The 17200-nt window shown below is 64.1% G+C and carries 16 protein-coding genes; 14 read left to right on the forward strand and 2 right to left on the reverse strand.

Translation table 11 applies throughout. The features are described from left to right. Positions 1 to 27: 27 nt before the first annotated feature. The 5 genes from ACWA1U_RS07400 (at position 28) to sucD (ending at position 7100) form a co-directional block, all read left to right on the forward strand. The gene (locus tag ACWA1U_RS07400; protein ID WP_463724686.1) at positions 28 to 1572 is read left to right on the forward strand and encodes an alanine/glycine:cation symporter family protein; all 1545 of its coding nucleotides are present in this window, start codon (positions 28 to 30) and stop codon (positions 1570 to 1572) included. A 127-nt stretch (positions 1573 to 1699) separates the two neighbouring features. After that, positions 1700 to 4144 carry a DNA helicase PcrA gene (gene pcrA, locus ACWA1U_RS07405; protein ID WP_463724965.1) on the forward strand — a complete coding sequence of 815 codons (2445 nt, stop codon included), beginning with the start codon at positions 1700 to 1702 and terminating at the stop codon, positions 4142 to 4144. A 7-nt stretch (positions 4145 to 4151) separates the two neighbouring features. Then, positions 4152 to 4841: a hypothetical protein gene (locus ACWA1U_RS07410; RefSeq protein ID WP_463724687.1), complete on the forward strand. Its 690-nt coding sequence runs from the start codon at positions 4152 to 4154 to the stop codon at positions 4839 to 4841. Between the two features lie 151 nt (positions 4842 to 4992). Further along, positions 4993 to 6162 carry an ADP-forming succinate--CoA ligase subunit beta gene (sucC, locus tag ACWA1U_RS07415; RefSeq protein ID WP_463724688.1) on the forward strand — a complete coding sequence of 390 codons (1170 nt, stop codon included), beginning with the start codon at positions 4993 to 4995 and terminating at the stop codon, positions 6160 to 6162. A 35-nt stretch (positions 6163 to 6197) separates the two neighbouring features. Beyond that, positions 6198 to 7100, forward strand: a complete 903-nt coding sequence (sucD, locus tag ACWA1U_RS07420; protein ID WP_463724689.1) for a succinate--CoA ligase subunit alpha — start codon at positions 6198 to 6200, stop codon at positions 7098 to 7100. Between the two features lie 149 nt (positions 7101 to 7249). Here the strand turns inward: sucD and ACWA1U_RS07425 are convergent, their stop codons facing one another. Then, positions 7250 to 7825, reverse strand: a complete 576-nt coding sequence (locus ACWA1U_RS07425; protein ID WP_463724690.1) for an NADPH-dependent F420 reductase — start codon at positions 7823 to 7825, stop codon at positions 7250 to 7252. A gap of 91 nt (positions 7826 to 7916) precedes the next feature. On the opposite strand from ACWA1U_RS07425, the gene ACWA1U_RS07430 reads away from it, so the two are divergent. From ACWA1U_RS07430 to ACWA1U_RS07450, 5 genes are all read left to right on the forward strand, one after another. After that, complete coding sequence (locus ACWA1U_RS07430; protein WP_463724691.1) at positions 7917 to 8393, forward strand: MarR family winged helix-turn-helix transcriptional regulator; 477 nt, start codon at positions 7917 to 7919, stop codon at positions 8391 to 8393. A gap of 144 nt (positions 8394 to 8537) precedes the next feature. Continuing rightward, positions 8538 to 9161, forward strand: coding sequence for a TetR/AcrR family transcriptional regulator (locus ACWA1U_RS07435; protein WP_463724692.1), 624 nt, complete (start codon positions 8538 to 8540; stop codon positions 9159 to 9161). After that, positions 9158 to 10768, forward strand: coding sequence for an MDR family MFS transporter (locus tag ACWA1U_RS07440; RefSeq protein ID WP_463724693.1), 1611 nt, complete (start codon positions 9158 to 9160; stop codon positions 10766 to 10768). The genes ACWA1U_RS07435 and ACWA1U_RS07440 overlap by 4 nt, the downstream gene beginning before the upstream one ends. Positions 10769 to 10820: 52 nt before the next feature. Continuing rightward, on the forward strand, positions 10821 to 11261 hold the full coding sequence (locus ACWA1U_RS07445) for an SRPBCC family protein (protein ID WP_463724694.1): 441 nt from the start codon (positions 10821 to 10823) through the stop codon (positions 11259 to 11261). 197 nt (positions 11262 to 11458) lie between these two features. Next, positions 11459 to 12214 (forward strand): sigma-70 family RNA polymerase sigma factor, encoded by a 756-nt coding sequence (locus ACWA1U_RS07450; RefSeq protein ID WP_463724695.1) that lies wholly within the window; start codon positions 11459 to 11461, stop codon positions 12212 to 12214. A gap of 14 nt (positions 12215 to 12228) precedes the next feature. On the opposite strand, the gene ACWA1U_RS07455 is transcribed toward ACWA1U_RS07450, so the two are convergent. Continuing rightward, the gene (locus tag ACWA1U_RS07455; RefSeq protein ID WP_463724696.1) at positions 12229 to 13191 is read right to left on the reverse strand and encodes a glycosyltransferase family 9 protein; all 963 of its coding nucleotides are present in this window, start codon (positions 13189 to 13191) and stop codon (positions 12229 to 12231) included. Positions 13192 to 13267: 76 nt separating this feature from the next. Between ACWA1U_RS07455 and ACWA1U_RS07460 the strand changes: the two genes are divergently transcribed. Genes ACWA1U_RS07460 through ACWA1U_RS07475 form a run of 4 tightly spaced genes read left to right on the forward strand, consistent with a single transcriptional unit; the run spans position 13268 to position 17179 of the window. After that, entirely contained in the window at positions 13268 to 13792 is a 525-nt protein-coding gene (locus ACWA1U_RS07460) for a D-glycero-alpha-D-manno-heptose-1,7-bisphosphate 7-phosphatase (RefSeq protein WP_463724697.1), read from the forward strand. Further along, positions 13789 to 14859: a glycosyltransferase family 9 protein gene (locus ACWA1U_RS07465; RefSeq protein ID WP_463724698.1), complete on the forward strand. Its 1071-nt coding sequence runs from the start codon at positions 13789 to 13791 to the stop codon at positions 14857 to 14859. The genes ACWA1U_RS07460 and ACWA1U_RS07465 overlap by 4 nt, the downstream gene beginning before the upstream one ends. After that, positions 14856 to 15857, forward strand: coding sequence for a glycosyltransferase (locus ACWA1U_RS07470; protein WP_463724699.1), 1002 nt, complete (start codon positions 14856 to 14858; stop codon positions 15855 to 15857). The genes ACWA1U_RS07465 and ACWA1U_RS07470 overlap by 4 nt, the downstream gene beginning before the upstream one ends. Next, positions 15854 to 17179, forward strand: coding sequence for a glycosyltransferase (locus tag ACWA1U_RS07475; protein WP_463724700.1), 1326 nt, complete (start codon positions 15854 to 15856; stop codon positions 17177 to 17179). Before ACWA1U_RS07470 ends, ACWA1U_RS07475 begins: the two co-directional genes overlap by 4 nt. Positions 17180 to 17200 lie beyond the last annotated feature (21 nt).

Consider the following 17200-nt stretch of genomic DNA (forward strand, 5'->3'; position numbering starts at 1 on the left):
CGAATGGCAATCAACCAAGTACTACCAATGTCTACCGTTGCGGATCAGGTGGGATGGCTGGCTGCCATCGAAGACACCATCGATTCAATCTTCAAGCCGATCGCTGAAGTCTTCGCCGCAATAGTTTTCGTTCCGATCACCATCGGAGACGTAAGCTTCCCGGTCGTCGTCGCGTGGCTCATCGCCGCAGCCGTCATCTTCACCATCTACTTCGGCTTCATCCAGTTCCGCGGACTCAAGGTCTCCTACGAGGTCATTCGCGGACGTTATTCCTCCAAGGACGACCCTGGAGAGGTCCCACACTTCCAGGCCCTGACGTCGGCACTGTCCGGCACTGTCGGGCTTGGAAACATTGCCGGTGTCGGCGCAGCAATGGCGCTGGGCGGACCCGGTGCAACCTTCTGGATGATCCTCGCCGGGCTCCTCGGCATGTGCACCAAGTTCGCAGAGTGCACACTCGGGGTTAAATACCGTGAGGTCCACGCCGACGGCACCGTTTCGGGTGGTCCGTTCAAGTACCTGCCAGTCGCCTTCGCCAAATTTGGCAAGTGGCCCGCCAAGATCCTGACCGGCATCTTCGCTGTCGCCATCCTGATCTTCGGCATCGCCGGCGGAAACATGTTCCAGGCCAACCAGACGTTTGCACAGGTCCAGGAAGTCACGGGCGGCACCGATGGATTCCTTGGTAACCCGGGCGCGGCACTCATCTTCGGCTTGATCCTCGCAGGTTTCGTGGCGGCGGTGATCCTCGGTGGCATCAAGTCAATCGGCGCGACCACCAGCAAGCTCGTTCCCGCAATGGGCATCATTTACGTAGTCGCCTGCCTGTTCGTCATCTTCGTGAATTTCGGTCAGGTGCCTGCAGCCTTCGCGTCCATCGTGGAGGGCGCTTTCGCTCCCGCAGGCATGGCAGGCGGCATCGTCGGCGTCATGATCGTCGGCTTCCAGCGCGCAGCCTTCTCCAATGAGGCCGGCCTCGGTTCAGCTCCCATCGCCCACTCCGCGGTCAAGACCCGCCGTCCGGTGAGCGAAGGCTTCGTGGCAATGTTCGAGCCACTCGTTGACACCGTCATCATCTGTACCATGACCGCGCTGACCATCATCATCGCCGGCGCTCCGAGCCTTCAGGCCGGCATCGACCAGGTCCAGGGCGGGGGCGACGCACCTGACGGAGTAATCCTCACCTCCGACGCTTTCGCCACCGTGATCGACTGGTTCCCAATCGTCCTCGCAGTCGCCGTGGCCCTCTTCGCCTTCAGCACCCTGATCACCTGGTCCTACTACGGACTCAAGGCTTGGGAGTACCTGTTCGGCCGCGGAAAGCGGAGGGAAATTGCGTACAAGGTCATCTTCCTTTTCTTCACGGTTGCCGGTTGCGTGCTGACCTTCGGCCAGGTGCTCAGCTTCGCTGACTCTGCGCTGTTCATCTGCGCGTTCGTCAACCTGCTCGGTGTGTACATGCTTCTCCCCGTCATCAAGCGGGAGATGAAGGCATACCTTGCAGACCGCAAGAGCGGCAAGCTCCTGGACCTGGGCGTCGAGCCCGAAGACAGGGAATCCGCCACGAAGTAATCCTGTCCCAGCCCTCCAGTGCCCGCCCGGATCACCTGATCCTGGCGGGCACTGTCATGTCCGGCAAGACCCGCACGACGACGGCGGACAGGTTCTGTCCGTGCCAGCACCTAGACTTAAAGGCACCATGGACCTGCTCTTCGACCCGCACCTCAGCTCACCCGCCGCAGGTAGGCGCGGCGCGTCGTCGTCGTCCTCCCCGGATACCGCCGAACATCCGCGTGGAGGAGGCCGGGTTGACGAAGCCCGTGCGCGTGAACTGCTGGCCGGGCTCAACCCGCAGCAGGAAGAGGCGGTCAAGCACAGCGGGTCTCCGCTGCTCATCGTCGCTGGGGCAGGCTCGGGCAAAACCCGCGTGCTCAGCCACCGGATCGCCCACCTCATGGCTACCGGGCGGTCGCATCCCGGTCAGATCCTCGCCATCACCTTCACCAACAAGGCTGCAGCGGAGATGCGGGAGCGCATCGAGGCGCTGGTCGGTGACGTTGCAAAACGTATGTGGATTTCAACGTTCCACTCCTCCTGCGTGCGGATCCTGCGGCGCGAGGCGACCTCCATCGGCCTTAACTCGAACTTCTCCATTTATGACTCCGCGGACACCCTGCGGCTCGTCACGCTCGTCTCGAAGGGCCTGGACCTCGATCCAAAGAAGTTCGCGCCCAAGGCCATTCAGCACAAAATCTCGGCGCTCAAGAACGAGCTGATTGATGAAGAGTCCTTCGCCACGGCTGCGAACTATTCCGACCCGTTCGAGCAGGCGGTAGCGGAGGTCTACAAGGGGTACGCCCAGCGGCTGCGGCAGGCAAATGCCATGGACTTCGATGACCTGATTGCGCAGACGGTCTTCATGTTCCGTGCCTTCCCGGGGGTGGCTGACTATTACCGGCGCCGCTTCCGGCACGTGCTGGTCGACGAATACCAGGACACCAACCACGCGCAGTATGCACTGGTCAGGGAGATAGTTGGAGTTCAGGGCGAGACGGTGGAGGAGCCGGCAGAACTCACAGTGGTTGGTGACTCGGACCAGTCGATCTACGCGTTCCGCGGGGCAGATGTCCGCAACATCGTGGAGTTCGGAAATGACTACCCGAACGCGCGCACCATTTTGCTGGAGCAGAATTACCGGTCCACCCAAAACATCCTGAACGCTGCCAACGCGGTGATATCCCGCAACCCCAACCGGCCGGAGAAAAGGTTGTGGACTGCCGAGGGCAGTGGCGAGAAAATAGTCGGCTACGTCGGCGAGAACGAACATGAAGAAGCGCGTTTCATCGCCGACGAGATCGACCGGCTGCAGGATGAGGACAATCTACGGCCAGGCGACGTCGCGGTCTTCTACCGGACCAACGCGCAGTCCCGGTCCATCGAGGAAATCCTGATGCGCGTCGGCCTGCCCTACAAGGTGGTCGGCGGCACCCGCTTCTATGAGCGAAAAGAGATCAAGGACGCACTGGCGTACCTCCGTGTGCTGGTGAACCAGGACGACGTCGTCAACCTCCGCCGGATCCTCAATGAACCGAAGCGCGGCATCGGCGACCGCGCGGAGTATGCCATCGCAGCGCTCGCCGAAAGGGACCGCGTCAGTTTCATGGATGCGCTGCGCCGCGCGGACGAGGCGCCGGGCATGGCTACGCGATCAGTTAACGCGGTCGCAGGGTTCGTGAAGCTGATCGATGACCTGGCAGAAGTGGCCGAGGGGTCAGGTGCCTCCCCAGCGCTGGAGGCCGTGCTGGAACAAACGGGCTACCTGGCGCTGCTGCGCGGCAGCTCGGATCCCCAGGACGAGTCCCGGGTGGAGAACCTTGCGGAGCTCGTGGCCGTGGTCCGGGAGTTCGAAATTGAAAACCCCGACGGCACGCTGACGGACTTCCTCGAACAGGTGTCCCTGGTTGCCGACGCCGACCAGATTCCCGATGCCCCGGAAGGCGCCGGCGAGGATGTCGAGAAGGCAGTTGCCGAAGCCCGCAGGCAGGGTGTTGTCACCCTGATGACGCTGCACACAGCGAAGGGCCTCGAATTCCCGGTGGTGTTCCTCACCGGCATGGAGCAGGGCATCTTCCCGCACCAGCGCTCGGCCACCGACCCCGCGGAACTCGCCGAAGAACGCCGCCTCGCCTATGTTGGCCTCACGCGTGCACGCAAGCGGCTCTACATCACCCGCTCCGAAGTGCGTAGTCTCTGGGGACAAAGCCAGTACAACCCGGCCAGCCAGTTCATCGGCGAGGTGCCGGATGAGCTGATCGACTGGAAGCGGGAAGCGGCGGCCCGGCCGGCCTGGAACGGTGGGCAGAGCATCAGCGGTCCGCGCTTCAGCGGCTCCCACTGGGGGGCGGGCACAGCGTCGGCCAACGACGTCGGCCGTGGCCTGCCAGGCAAAGCCGCTGGCCGCGTGCAGCCGCAGAAGGAAGTGGTCGCCGTGTCGACCGGAGACAAGGTCAACCACACTACGTTTGGAAACGGTACTGTTCTGGCGGTCGAGGGCTCGGGGGACAAGATGGTGGCCAAGGTGCGGTTCGACGTCGGCGAGAAACGCCTGTTGCTGCGTTACGCCCCGCTGACGAAGGTCGGGTAACGGCGTCATGCAGGCACGCACCGGGGGAGTGCACGCGCGCGCACGGCGGGGCGCCGTCGTCGTTTTCGCTGGGATTTTAAGTCTTCTCACTGCCGCGTGCGTGCAGATCCCGGTGAGCAACCCCACCCCTAGCGTGCCCCCAGATCTCACCGCACTGGAAGAGCTGGCAGCCATGCCCGAGGCACCCATCAGCGAAGTGCAAGCGCTGGAGGCTGAGATTGCCGCATTCCTTACGGAAGACCGCAACGCGTACTGCGCCATCACCACGGCGCAGGGCGGCATCATCAACTCCCCGGTGGATCCCAGGCTCTCGGGCGGCGAACGCGACGACACCATTCTTGAGGTGCCGGCGATCTATTGCGAATTCGCCCGCTATCCGGAGCCGGCCAAAGTGACCGACAACTGTTACGGGACCAACCTGGGGTTCAAAGGCGGGACGCTACTTCTCACCGCCGAAGGGGCATCCTACGGCGGCTGCCGGATTGGCATGAGCGTCATGGAGGCGCAGCTCGGTCCAGGAGCCAAAGCCGGCGATCATCCCGTTACGCGCCTGCCGGTCCTTCCGGACAAGACCGCGGTGGAGCTCAACGGATTCCGGTGTGGAAGGGCAACAGACGGCATCGTCTGCGTGCACATCGAGACCGGGCACGGGTTCGTCGCCTCGGCTGCGGAGTACGAAATCTTCTCTCCGGAGTAAGAGCGGAAACGGTAACTGAGAGGGTTACTTTTCTACAACTCATAGAACTGTGTGCTTACTCACGAAACCGCTAGTCTGTAAAAGGCGCTCCGAGCCAAGGGACTAGAGTTCCCTGTGTAAACCTACTTCGACGCAGAAGGACACTAGATAAGTGGACCTGTTTGAATATCAGGCGCGCGATCTATTTGAGGCTCACGGCGTTCCCGTGCTTGCCGGCATCGTGGCGCAGTCCCCTGAAGAAGCAAAAGCAGCGGCCGAGAAAATTGGCGGCGTTGTCGTCGTCAAGGCGCAGGTCAAGGTTGGCGGGCGCGGCAAGGCAGGCGGCGTCAAGGTAGCCAAGACCCCGGACGAAGCTTTTGAGTACGCGTCCGCCATCCTGGGTATGGATATCAAGGGCCACACCGTCCACAAAGTCATGATCGCCCAGGGCGCAGACATCGCCGAGGAGTATTACTTCTCGGTGCTGCTGGACCGGGCGAACCGCAACTACCTGGCCATGTGCTCGGTGGAAGGCGGCGTGGAGATCGAGCAGCTGGCAGTTGAGCGTCCTGACGCACTGGCCCGTATTGCAATTGATCCTGCCGTTGGCATTGACCGCGCGAAGGCAGACGAAATCATCGACGCAGCAGGGTTCGCGCCTGAGCTGCGCGAAGGCGTCGCGAACACCATCCTGAAGCTGTGGGACGTTTTCGTGAAGGAAGACGCCACCCTCGTTGAGGTGAACCCTCTGGTCAAGACCGGTGCGGGCGAAATCCTCGCGCTCGACGGCAAGGTCACCCTGGATGAGAACGCTGACTTCCGCCACAAGGATCACGCTGCCCTTGAGGACAAGGACTCCACCGATCCGCTGGAGGCCAAGGCCAAGGAAAATGACCTCAACTACGTCAAGCTCGACGGCGAAGTAGGCATCATCGGAAACGGTGCAGGCCTGGTCATGTCCACGCTCGACGTCGTCGCTTACGCCGGCGAGAAGCACGGCAACGTGAAGCCCGCAAACTTCCTCGACATCGGTGGTGGAGCTTCCGCTGAGGTCATGGCGGCAGGCCTCGACGTAATCCTGAACGATGCCCAGGTCAAGAGCGTCTTCGTGAACGTCTTCGGTGGCATCACTGCGTGTGACGCTGTGGCCAACGGCATCGTGAAGGCACTGGAAATCCTCGGTGGCAAGGAAGACAAGCCGCTGGTTGTGCGTCTCGACGGCAACAACGTTGAAGAGGGGCGCCGTATCCTCGCTGAGGCCAACCATCCGATGGTCACCCTCGCCGACACCATGGACGAAGGCGCCGACAAGGCTGCTGCGCTGGCGCACGCCGCCAGCTGAACCTCGTCGCGACCAAGGATTATTAAGGAACAGACATGTCAATCTTTCTGAACAAAGATTCCAAGGTGATTGTCCAGGGCATCACCGGTGGCGAGGGCACCAAGCACACCGCGCTGATGTTGAAGGCTGGCACGCAGGTTGTTGGCGGCGTAAATGCCCGCAAGGCTGGCACCTCCGTCACGCACGGCGACGTCACCCTTCCTGTGTATGGCACCGTCAAGGAAGCCATCGCTGAGACCGGTGCCGACGTATCGATCATCTTCGTGCCGCCGGCATTCACCAAGGATGCAGTGGTTGAAGCGATCGACGCTGAGATCGGTCTCGTGGTCATCATCACCGAGGGTGTGCCGGTACAGGACTCCGCTGAGTTCTGGGCCTTGGCCAAGTCCCGTGTCGGTGCGGACGGCAAGCAGATCACCCGGATTATCGGGCCTAACTGCCCCGGCATCATCACCCCTGATGAAGCGCTTGTGGGCATCACGCCCGCGAACATCACCAGCAAGGGCGGTGTTGGCCTGGTCTCGAAGTCGGGCACACTGACCTACCAGATGATGTACGAGCTCCGCGACTTGGGCTTCTCTACCGCAATCGGTATCGGCGGTGACCCGGTGATCGGTACCACGCACATCGACGCACTCGAGGCGTTCGAAGCTGACCCCGAAACCAAGGCCATCGTCATGATCGGTGAGATCGGCGGCGATGCTGAGGAGCGCGCGGCTGAATTCATCAAGGCCAACGTCACGAAGCCGGTCGTCGGCTACGTGGCTGGCTTCACCGCTCCCGAGGGCAAGACCATGGGCCATGCCGGTGCGATCGTCTCCGGCTCAGCGGGCACGGCGCAGGCCAAGAAGGAAGCCCTTGAGGCTGCGGGTGTGAAGGTCGGCAAGACGCCGTCCGAAACTGCCCGCCTGCTGCGTGAGGTTTACGCAGGGCTCTAGAACTTAATTCACGACGGCGGCCGTCACCTTCCTTGCGAAGGTGACGGCCGCCGTCGTTGTTCCTCGAAGTGGGCGCCTGCTGCACCATGGGGTTGAGATGACGACTCCACGCCGGTGTACTGAACCGGGCACCGGCGTCGTGTAGGTCATTAGCGGACGAGGGTGAAACCGCTGGTCCACTGGATCTTTTCGCCAGCGGCGAGGGTCAGTTGAAGGAAGCCGATGGCTTCGAGCTCGCGTGCGCGGGCCAGGGAACCGGCGTCAACCGTGTCCACTCCGCCGGCCTTGATGGCGTCGACGAAGGTGTTTTTGGCGTTGGCGTCGTCACCGGCGACGAGCACGGTGGTCTGGTTCTGTCCTACGGTCTTAGAGCCGAGGGTTGCGGCGAAGTTGGTGTTGAATGCCTTGAGGACCTTGGATGACGGGAGCGCGGAGGCGAGTTCTGCGGCTGCGGAGCTGTCGGATGCGACCACGAGGGAGTCGAAGGTTTCGAAGTTGAGCGGGTTGGTGATGTCGACGACGGTCTTCCCGGCCAGCTGCTCGCCGTATTGTGCGGCGATGTCTTTGAGCGCGGGGTAGGGAACCGCGAGGACGACGACGTCGCCGTTGACCGTGGCATGGGTGTCCGACGAGTCGATGTGCTCGACGGACGAGCCGCCCGCTGCGACAACGCTTGCGATGGCGCTGCCCATATTGCCTTTGCCGAAGATGGTGAACGAGGTCATGTGGGACTCCTTGGGGAAGATTACTTGTAAGTACAACGATAAAGTTAGCACTAATTAGTTGTAGGTGCAAGCATTGCGTAGGATGGAGGACATGACGCGATGGCTCAGCAAGGACGAACAGACAGCGTGGATGCGGACGGCCGCGGTCCTCGAGTTGCTCCCTGCGGCCCTGGACGGTCAGCTCGGGCGGGACGAGGATCTGACGCACTTCGAGTACTTCGTTTTGGCATCGCTGTCGGAAGCGCCCGGACGCACCCTGCGCATTACCGGTTTGGCCTCGATGACCAATGCAACTCTGCCCCGGATCTCGCGCGTCTTGACTGGCCTTGAGAAGAAGGCGCTGGTGGGGCGCAGTGAGTGCAGTGATGACCGCCGCGCCAAGAACGTGACCCTTACCAGTGTGGGGTGGGAGAAGGTCGTGAGGTCTGCGCCGGGTCACGTCGAGAACGTCCGGAGTCTGGTATTTGACCAACTCACGCCTGATCAGGTGTCACAGTTATCAGGGATTGCGGCTCAGTTGCTCAAGACACTGGACCCTGAGGGGCGGATGTTCGCTTCGGTGCGCTAGTTCTCTGCAGTCAAGTCAAGATAGTTCTGAGTCGATGTCGGGGCCAACGCCTTTGTGGTCGGCCGCATGGGCGAATTGGTCTCGCGTTGCAGTACTGCAACCTTGCACTTGTGCAAAATTATGGTTGCGTGAGACAATCATTTGGTGAGTCAACTAATTTCCCTGCGTGACCGAAAGCGGACCGAAACCTGGGCTGCATTGCACGAAGCCGCTGCCCGGCTCACCCTCGAGAAGGGCCCGGACAACGTCACTGTCGAGCAGGTCGCTGCCATCGCGAACGTCTCTCCGCGCACTTTCTTCAACTACTTCAGCACCAAGGAAGATGCGATCCTCGGACTGCAGGAGCCGAGTATCGAGCATGAGTTGCTGGCAACGTTTTCCGCTGACCACGATCTGCTGGAGCAGGTTTCACGGCTGCTGATCGCCGTCGTGCATTCGACCGAAGGTGGGGATGGGGAAGCAAGCCTGCGGCTGCAGGTGCTGAGCGAATATCCGTTGCTTCGCCAGCGTCGCTTCGCGTATTTCCTCAAGGTGGAGCAGCTCGTGCGGGACGTGGTGGCGGTCGCTGTTGCGGACTCCGGACGGTGGCAGGCCGCGCTGAGCCGGAACTCCGCGGAGGATGTGGCGCGCATGATCGTGCTGGTCGCCGGGGCACCAATGCGCTACGCCATCCAGCAGGCATCAGCCTCACCCACCATCGAGAACCAGTATTCGGCGCTGGACGGCGCCACCGCGCTGCTTCGTGAAGTCCTGGAGGAAATCAGATGACCAGCACAGTTCAACGCAAGGAATCGGGCCTGCTCCTGCTCTTTGTCGGCCTGATGCTCTCCATGCTGTTGGCTGCCCTGAACCAGATGATCCTCAGTACGGCGCTGCCCACCATCGTGGGTGAACTGAACGGTGTGGACCAGATGCTCTGGGTAATCACCGCCTACATCCTCGCGGCGACGATCGTGATGCCCATCTACGGGAAGCTCGGCGACCTGATGGGGCGGAAGAGCCTGCTGCTGCTGGCGATCGGCATCTTCATGGTCGGGTCAATCGTGGGCGGGCTCGCTCCCAACATGGAGTGGCTGATCGCCGGGCGGGCCGTTCAGGGCCTCGGCGGCGGCGGTCTGATGATCCTCTCCCAGGCGATCATTGCTGACGTGGTTCCCGCGAGGGAGCGCGGCAAGTACATGGGTGCGATGGGTGGCGTCTTCGCCTTCGCGTCGGTTGCAGGCCCGCTCCTGGGCGGCTGGTTCACGGAGGGTCCCGGCTGGCGCTGGATGTTCTGGATCAACATGCCGCTGGGAATCCTTGCGATTGTGGTGGTGTTGTTCTTCCTGCGGCTTCCCTCGCGCGAGCGTGCCCACCCTCACATCGACGTGGCAGGGATGGTGCTGTTGGCGATTGCGACGACGTCCATAGTGCTCGTCGGAACCTGGGGCGGAACCCAATACCCGTGGGGCTCCCTGCAGATTCTTGGGCTGATTGTCCTGTCCGTTGTGGCGGCGTTCCTGTTCGTAGCGGCCGAGCGAAGGGCCAAAGAACCCATCCTCCCCATGAACCTTTTCCGAGAGCGGAACTTTGTCCTCACCACGATTGGCGGGCTGCTGATCGGCGTGACGATGTTCGGTGCCATCGGGTACCTGCCCACTTACCTGCAGATGGTGACCGGCGCGAGTGCCACCAACGCAGGCCTCCTGATGATTCCGATGATGGGTGCGTTGATCATCACCTCGACCGGTTCCGGTGTGCTGGTCAGCAAGACTGGCCGGTACAAATGGATGCCGATCGTCGGTTCAGTGGGGATCACTGTGGCATTGCTCCTGCTCTCCACGATCACCCCGACGACGCCGGTCTGGATCATCTGCGTGTACATCGCCATCATGGGCGCTGGGCTGGGTCTGAGTATGCAAATCCTGGTGCTCATTGTGCAGAACACCTTCCCCAACCGGGTGGTCGGTACGGCCACTGCCTCCAACAACTACTTCCGCCAGATCGGTGCCACGCTGGGATCGGCCATCGTGGGCAGCCTCTTCACTGCCCGCGTGAGTGAACTGCTGCTGGAGCGGCTTCCAACTGGGGGTACGGGTCTGGAGGGCGGCGCGAACTCGTTGACGCCAGCCGTCGTGAACTCACTGCCGGAGGCGCTGCAGGCGCCGATCATCGCGTCCTACAACGACGCGCTGACCCCCCTGTTCCTCTACATGGCCCCACTCGGAGTGATAGCCGCGATCCTGCTGTTCTTCGTGCATGAGAAGGCGCTGGCGACGGTCATTGAGCGGGACCCGGCCGTGATTGTGAGTTCCACCGGAGAACCCTCGGAGCCGGCCAGGCTGAAAGCTCAGACTGACCCCGCCGTCGTGCCCGCCGAGCCCGCTGGGCGGTAGGGAAGTATATCCAGGGGCCCAGGTGCCACGAGATCCACGGCACAATGAGGCAATGACAACATTCCTGATCCGCCGCGAACGGTTCATCCAGGCACCTGCCGAGAAAATCTTCGAGGTGCTGGCCACCCCCGCGCTGCACAGTGTGATCGACGGCTCCGGTACCGTGACCGGCGAGCAGCCCAACGGTCCGGAGCGGCTGCATGAGAACGCGCGCTTCGGCATGGACATGAAGATCGGCGCGCCCTACAAGATCCTCAACCGGGTGGTCGAGTTCGAAGAGGGCCGCCGGATCGCATGGCGCCACTTCTCAAAGCACGTCTGGCGCTACACGCTCGAACCGCGCGATGGCGGCACCCTGGTCACCGAGGAATGGGATGCGCGCGGCGTGCCCTGGAAGCCGGTCCTCGTGCTGATGGGTTTCACCCGCAAACACCCCGCTTCGATCGAACGCACACTGCAGAAGCTCGACGAGTATGTCACCGCGAACAAGTAAGCCTTCCTAGTGCTTTGAGGGTGAGTAGTCAATACCTCAGACGAGAAACAATTAGAAGAATTTTAAGATAACGATTTGATCAATACGTTGCGTAGTCAGCATGCTTATGTTTCTCTGAGAAGTGATTCCCCCCACAGCTCATAGCGAGAGGTGAAAGCATGCGTGCAGCCCCTTCACAGCCTGTCAATGAACGGAAAATGTCGAGTGGAAGGCGCACCGAGGGACGGCTGCACACCGCCATGCAGGAAGAAATGGCGCTGGAGCACCTGCACCTTGCAGACTCGGTGGCCCGCGCATTCGGGGTTTACAGCCACGACGCCGCGGACATCCGGCAGGTCGCCTACCTGGGCCTGGTTAAAGCTGCCCGCCGGTTCGACCCAACGGTCGGCGTCGACTTCGCCGCCTACGCCACCCCCACCATCAGGGGAGAGGTAAAGCGCTACCTGCGGGACAGCTGCTGGATGGTCCGCCCGCCCCGCGAACTCCAGGACCTGAAGAGCGAGGCCGCCAAAACTTCGCAACAGCTCGCGCAGCGCCTTGGACGTGAGCCCTCCGTGACTGAGCTGGCGGCGGAACTGGACCGAGACCCAGCCGTCGTCGGCGAAGCGCTCACCTGCGGTGGGAGCCAACGCCCGGCCTCACTCGACGCCCCGCCCTACGCTTCGGCGTGGGCGGAGACACTCCAGGCAGACGGCGATGAGTTCGCCCGCAGCGACGACGTCCTGTCCCTGCGTGCCGCCGTCCGCGAACTCTCTGACCGGGAGAAGGAGCTGCTGTTCCGCCGGTACTTCCACGAGGAGAGCCAGGAGCGGATCGGCCAGCGCCTCGGAATGACGCAGATGCAGATATCGCGTCTGCTGGCGCGAACGCTGGTCAAGCTGCAGAAACGCCTGCTTGAGCACGCCGGTGACGCCGAACCGCGGCAGGCTATCCGCACGCCAAGAGTTGCCTGAGTCCCAGCGAAAGCCTAGTAAGTCCCGAGCTCCCGGGCGGCGTCGAGCACGTCCTCAACCGTAACGGCGAGCAGCGCGGGATCCGGCTCAACGGCAAAGGTCTCGCCCAATCGCTGTGAGGCATCAGTGAGCACTGTGTGCGGGCCAGGCGGCGGGCCCCACTTGCTCACCGGGGCCGGGCCGAAGAGCACAACGGACGGCCGCGCATAGGCCGACGCCAGGTGTGCGGCCCCGGTGTCAGCTGACACCACGAGCGCCGCTTCAGAGACCACAGCCGCAAATTCCAACAGCCCGAGTTCCCCGGCAACAACGGCGCTCCCCGGCAGCCCGGCCGCTTCCTGTACGGCGACCGTGCGGGGACGCTCGCCCGCGCTACCCGTGAGCAGCACGCGGTGCCCCGCGCCGGACAGGCGGCGGGCGACGGCGGCAAACCGCTCGACCGGCCAGAGCCGGCTCCCGTACGCAGCTCCCACATGAACGACGACGGCACCGCTCACCTGAGCCCCGACGTCGGGCGCTGGCAGCCGGTAATCCAGCGGATCCGCTTCGATGCCGTGCTCGGTAAGCATGCGTGCCCACCGGACGCGTTCGTGGAGGCCATCCACCCAGGCCGGACCTTCCCAGCCGGCGGCGGAGTGCCCTATCCGCCGCGCGGCCTGCAACGCCTCAAGCCGCCCGCGGCTTTCCGCACCGCTCCCGTGAAGGTTGACCGCGACGTCGACCCTCCCGGCCTGAATCGGAATCGGCACGTCCAGGCCGTGCGTGGGCAGCAGCTCGTCAACGCACCCGGTCAACAGGACGATCGGCTCAAGCCAGCGCTGCGCCGCATAGAAGATGCGATGCTCCGGGAAAGCCCTGCGCAATCCCCGCAGCGCCGGCACTGCAACCAGCAGGTCGCCGAGCTTCAGCGCCCGCAGGGCCAGCACTTCCGGCCGGCCGTCGCGGTCAGGGAAGGTTCCGGCTTGGTCTGGCTGCATGCGCTTCATCCTGCCAGATACCAACTTCTTCGATGAGTTGTGTTTAGGCGCCGCCCGAAAAGGGAACTGTGCTGTTATGAGCCGCGAGCCGAAAGCCGTTCTCCTTGACCGGGACGGAACGCTGATCTTCGACGTGCCGTACAACGGGGACCCTGCGCTGGTTGAGGCGATGCCCGGAGTTGATGCTGTGTTGCGGAATCTCCGCGCCGCCGGTATACCCCTGGGCGTGCTGACCAATCAGTCGGGCATCGCCCGGGGGCTGATCACCAGGGACCAGGTAGACGCCGTCAACGCCCGCGTTGATGAGGTGCTCGGGCCCTTCGACGCGTGGGAGGTATGTCCGCATGGTTCGGAGGACGGTTGCGAGTGCCGCAAGCCCGCGCCGGGAATGATCCTGAGCGCTTGCGCCCGCCTCAACCTTGACCCCGCCGACGTCGTCTTCATCGGTGACATCGGAGCGGACGTCGAGGCCGCCACCGCTGCTGGTGCCATCGGAGTGCTGGTGCCGACGCCGGTGACCCGCCGGGAGGAGATCGACGCCGCCGAACTGGTGGCGCCCGACCTCGCCGCCGCGATCGGGCTGCTTCGGGACCGCGCATGACGGGGCGGGTGCTGGTCGCGCGTCTCGACAGCGTCGGTGACGTGCTGATCGCGGGGCCCGCAGTACGGGCGGTAGCAGCGCAGCATCCCGCCGGAGTCGTCATGCTCTGCGGGCCGCAGGGCGCACCGGCGGCTGAGCTGTTGCCCGGGGTGGCCGACGTCGTCGTCTGGGACTGCCCCTGGATCACCGCACCAGCGCCGGACGTCACGCAAAATCACCTCGACTCGCTCGTACACGCAGTCAGCGAGGCTGGCATCCGCGAGGCCGTCATCCTCACCTCCTTCCACCAGTCGCCGCTGCCGCTGGCCATGCTGCTGCGCCTCGCCGGCGTCGGACGGATCACCGGCGCCTCGATCGATTACGCGGGGAGCCTGCTGGACAACCGTTTGAAGCCGGGGGAGGACTTCCCCGAGGACCAGCCCGAAGCCGAGCGTGCCCTCAGGATCGCCGCCGCCGCGGGTTACCACCTACCCGACGACGACGACGGCCGCCTGCGCGTGCGCGAAACACCGGACATGTCGGGCCTGGCGGGAGAGCGCCCTTACATCGTGCTGCACCCTGGCGCAGCGGTGCCGGCCCGCGCGTGGCCCGCACTCCACCATGCGGCGCTCGCCGAACTGCTGATCGGCGCGGACTACCGCGTGGTGGTCACCGGCGGGAGCGGCGAACGCGAACTGACCGCCACCGTGGCCGGGCCGGATGGCGTCGACCTCGGAGGACGGACCGACCTGCGGGGGATGGCCGGTGTGCTTGCGGGAGCCTCCGTGGTGGTCACCGGCAATACCGGCCCGGCGCATTTGGCGGCTGCCGTCGGAACGCCGGTGGTCAGCCTGTTCTCACCCGTGGTTCCGGCCATCCGCTGGGCACCGTACCGGGTTGCGGTGGAGTTGCTCGGAGACCAGAACGCGCCCTGCGCCCAGACGCGGGCAAGGGATTGCCCAGTCCCCGGGCACCCGTGCCTGGCCAACGTTGGCCCGGAGGAGGCTTTCGCTGCGGTCGAGAGGCTCATCTCGGGAGTTACCTCGCTGGGCACCAGAAGAGTCGGTAGAGAAACGAGGCACGCATGAAAATCCTGCTGTGGCACGTGCACGGCGGCTGGACGGATGCCTTTGTCCGCGGCCCGCACCAGTACCTGCTTCCCACCACGCCCGACGGCGGTCCGTGGGGTCTTGGGCGGGCGGGGCGGGACTGGCCCGAAAATGTGGTTGAGGTTGCGCCGGCGGACCTGCGTGACCGAGACGTCGACGTCGTCGTCCTGCAGCGCACGGAGGAACTCGCCGAGTGCGAGCTGCTGCTTGGGCGCAGGCCCGGCAAGGACATTCCGGCGGTCTTCCTCGAACACAACACGCCGAAGGGAGACATCCCCTGGAGCAGGCATCCGCTCGCTGGCCAGGACGACATTCCGGTGGTGCACGTGACCCACTTCAACGACCTCTTGTGGGATTGCGGAACCACCCCCACCATGGTGGTGGAACACGGGATCGTGGACCCCGGCCACCTCTACACAGGCGAGCTGGACCACATCGCCGCAGTGGTCAACGAGCCGGTCCGCCGGGGCAGGGTCACGGGGACCGACCTGCTGCCGAGGTTCGCCCGGGCGGCGCACCTCGACGTGTTCGGTATGGGGACGGACTTACTTCCCGCCGCTCTGGACCTTGGCCCGGATGAACTCACCATCTGCGGCGACCTTCCCACGAATGCGCTGCACACGGAGCTGGCTCGGCGCCGTGCCTACGTGCACCCGCTGCGCTGGACGTCCCTCGGGCTGGCGCTGCTGGAAGCGATGCATCTTGGGATGCCGGTTATAGCTCTGGCAACCACCGAGGCGGCACGGGCCGTACCACCGGAAGCGGGAGCAATCTCAACGGACGTCGAGCAGCTGTGCGCAATGGTCCGTTTGTTGATGGAGAACCCGGATGAAGCCCGGGTACGGGGCACGACGGCGCGGCAGGTTGCGCTTGAGCGTTACGGGCTCCGGGCGTTCCTGGGCAATTGGGACGACGTCTTGACCAGCGTGGTGGATCGAGCCCGCATTCCTGCAGTTCCTGAGAGGAGAGCACAGTGAGAATTTCGATGGTGTCGGAACACGCGAGTCCGCTCGCAGCCCTCGGTGGAGTCGATGCGGGAGGGCAGAACGTGCACGTTGCGGCGCTGTCCAGCGCGTTGGCACGCCGCGGGCATAGCGTCAGCGTCTACACCCGCCGCGACAGCACCAGCCTGCCGCCGCGGGTCCAGGTGTCCCGCGGCCTTGAGGTGGTCCATATTGACGCCGGGCCCCCGGAAGTAGTGCCAAAGGACGAGTTGCTGCCGTTCATGGGTGCGCTTGCGGACGGGATCGCCGTTGACTGGGAGGGGTCTGTTCCCGATGTTGTGCACGGGCACTTCTGGATGTCCGGCCTCGCGGCCCTGGATGCGGCGCGCCGCGAGCAGTTCGGTTCGATCGCCGTGCTGCAGACCTTCCACGCGCTCGGAACCGTCAAGCGGCGGCATCAGGGGGCGGAAGACACCAGCCCTCGCGAGCGCGCCTGGCTTGAACCATCCGTGGGCCGGAATGTTGACCGCGTCATCGCCACCTGCTCCGACGAGGTGTTCGAGCTGAAGGCGATGGGCGTGGACGGCACCCGCATTTCGGTGGCTCCCTGCGGCGTCGACCTTGGCGTGTTCAGTCCCGAGGGTCCGGTGATGGGAGCCGTCGCTGGGACTAATGAACGCCGCCGCCACCGGCTGGTGGCCATCGGCAGGCTTGTCCCGCGCAAGGGGGTCGACCTGGTGATCCGCGCCCTCCGCACCCTGGCTGACCAGGGGATTGACGACGTCGAACTCGTCATCGTGGGCGGATCCGGCGACGCTTCACGGCTCGAGGAGGACCCGGAAGCCCGCAGGCTGCGGGCGCTCGCGGAGCAACTCGGGGTCGCGGACCGCGTGGTGATGCTCGGTCAGATCCCGCGGGAGGACGTCCCGGGCCTGCTTCGAAGCGCGGATGCAGTGATCTGTGCTCCCTGGTACGAGCCGTTCGGCATTGTTCCGCTCGAGGCGATGGCGTGCGGCGTACCGGTGGTTGCGGCCGCAGTGGGCGGACTCATCGACACCGTGGTGGATGGCCAGACCGGGCTGCACGTTCCGCCGAGGGATCCCCACGCGCTCGCCGAAGCGATCGCGAAAGTGGTGCAGGACCCCGATGCGGCGAAGGAACTCGGACGCGCCGGCCACGCACGCGTCCACGCCCGCTACTCCTGGGACCGCATAGCCCTCGACACAGAGAAGGTCTACCAGCTCACGCTGAACCAGCTGAATGGCAGGGCAACAGAACGACGACGGCGCGCGGCCACCTCGGCAACAGACGTCGCAAACCTGTCCCACCTGCAGACTTCCGGGAGTGCACAGTGAACGCCGAACACCTGGCGCTTT

This window comes from Arthrobacter sp. TRD_SC_6 (genome assembly GCF_055361185.1).

Excerpts from the sequence above, each read along its gene's own strand:
- ACWA1U_RS07400 (WP_463724686.1), top strand. The coding sequence starts at position 28 with ATGTCTACCGTTGCGGATCAGGTGGGATGGCTGGCTGCCATCGAAGAC.
- pcrA (WP_463724965.1), top strand. The coding sequence starts at position 1,700 with ATGGACCTGCTCTTCGACCCGCACCTCAGCTCACCCGCCGCAGGTAGG.
- ACWA1U_RS07410 (WP_463724687.1), top strand. The coding sequence starts at position 4,152 with ATGCAGGCACGCACCGGGGGAGTGCACGCGCGCGCACGGCGGGGCGCC.
- sucD (WP_463724689.1), top strand. The coding sequence starts at position 6,198 with ATGTCAATCTTTCTGAACAAAGATTCCAAGGTGATTGTCCAGGGCATC.
- ACWA1U_RS07425 (WP_463724690.1), bottom strand. The coding sequence starts at position 7,825 with ATGACCTCGTTCACCATCTTCGGCAAAGGCAATATGGGCAGCGCCATC.
- ACWA1U_RS07430 (WP_463724691.1), top strand. The coding sequence starts at position 7,917 with ATGACGCGATGGCTCAGCAAGGACGAACAGACAGCGTGGATGCGGACG.
- ACWA1U_RS07440 (WP_463724693.1), top strand. The coding sequence starts at position 9,158 with ATGACCAGCACAGTTCAACGCAAGGAATCGGGCCTGCTCCTGCTCTTT.
- ACWA1U_RS07445 (WP_463724694.1), top strand. The coding sequence starts at position 10,821 with ATGACAACATTCCTGATCCGCCGCGAACGGTTCATCCAGGCACCTGCC.
- ACWA1U_RS07450 (WP_463724695.1), top strand. The coding sequence starts at position 11,459 with ATGTCGAGTGGAAGGCGCACCGAGGGACGGCTGCACACCGCCATGCAG.
- ACWA1U_RS07455 (WP_463724696.1), bottom strand. The coding sequence starts at position 13,191 with ATGCAGCCAGACCAAGCCGGAACCTTCCCTGACCGCGACGGCCGGCCG.
- ACWA1U_RS07460 (WP_463724697.1), top strand. The coding sequence starts at position 13,268 with ATGAGCCGCGAGCCGAAAGCCGTTCTCCTTGACCGGGACGGAACGCTG.
- ACWA1U_RS07465 (WP_463724698.1), top strand. The coding sequence starts at position 13,789 with ATGACGGGGCGGGTGCTGGTCGCGCGTCTCGACAGCGTCGGTGACGTG.
- ACWA1U_RS07470 (WP_463724699.1), top strand. The coding sequence starts at position 14,856 with ATGAAAATCCTGCTGTGGCACGTGCACGGCGGCTGGACGGATGCCTTT.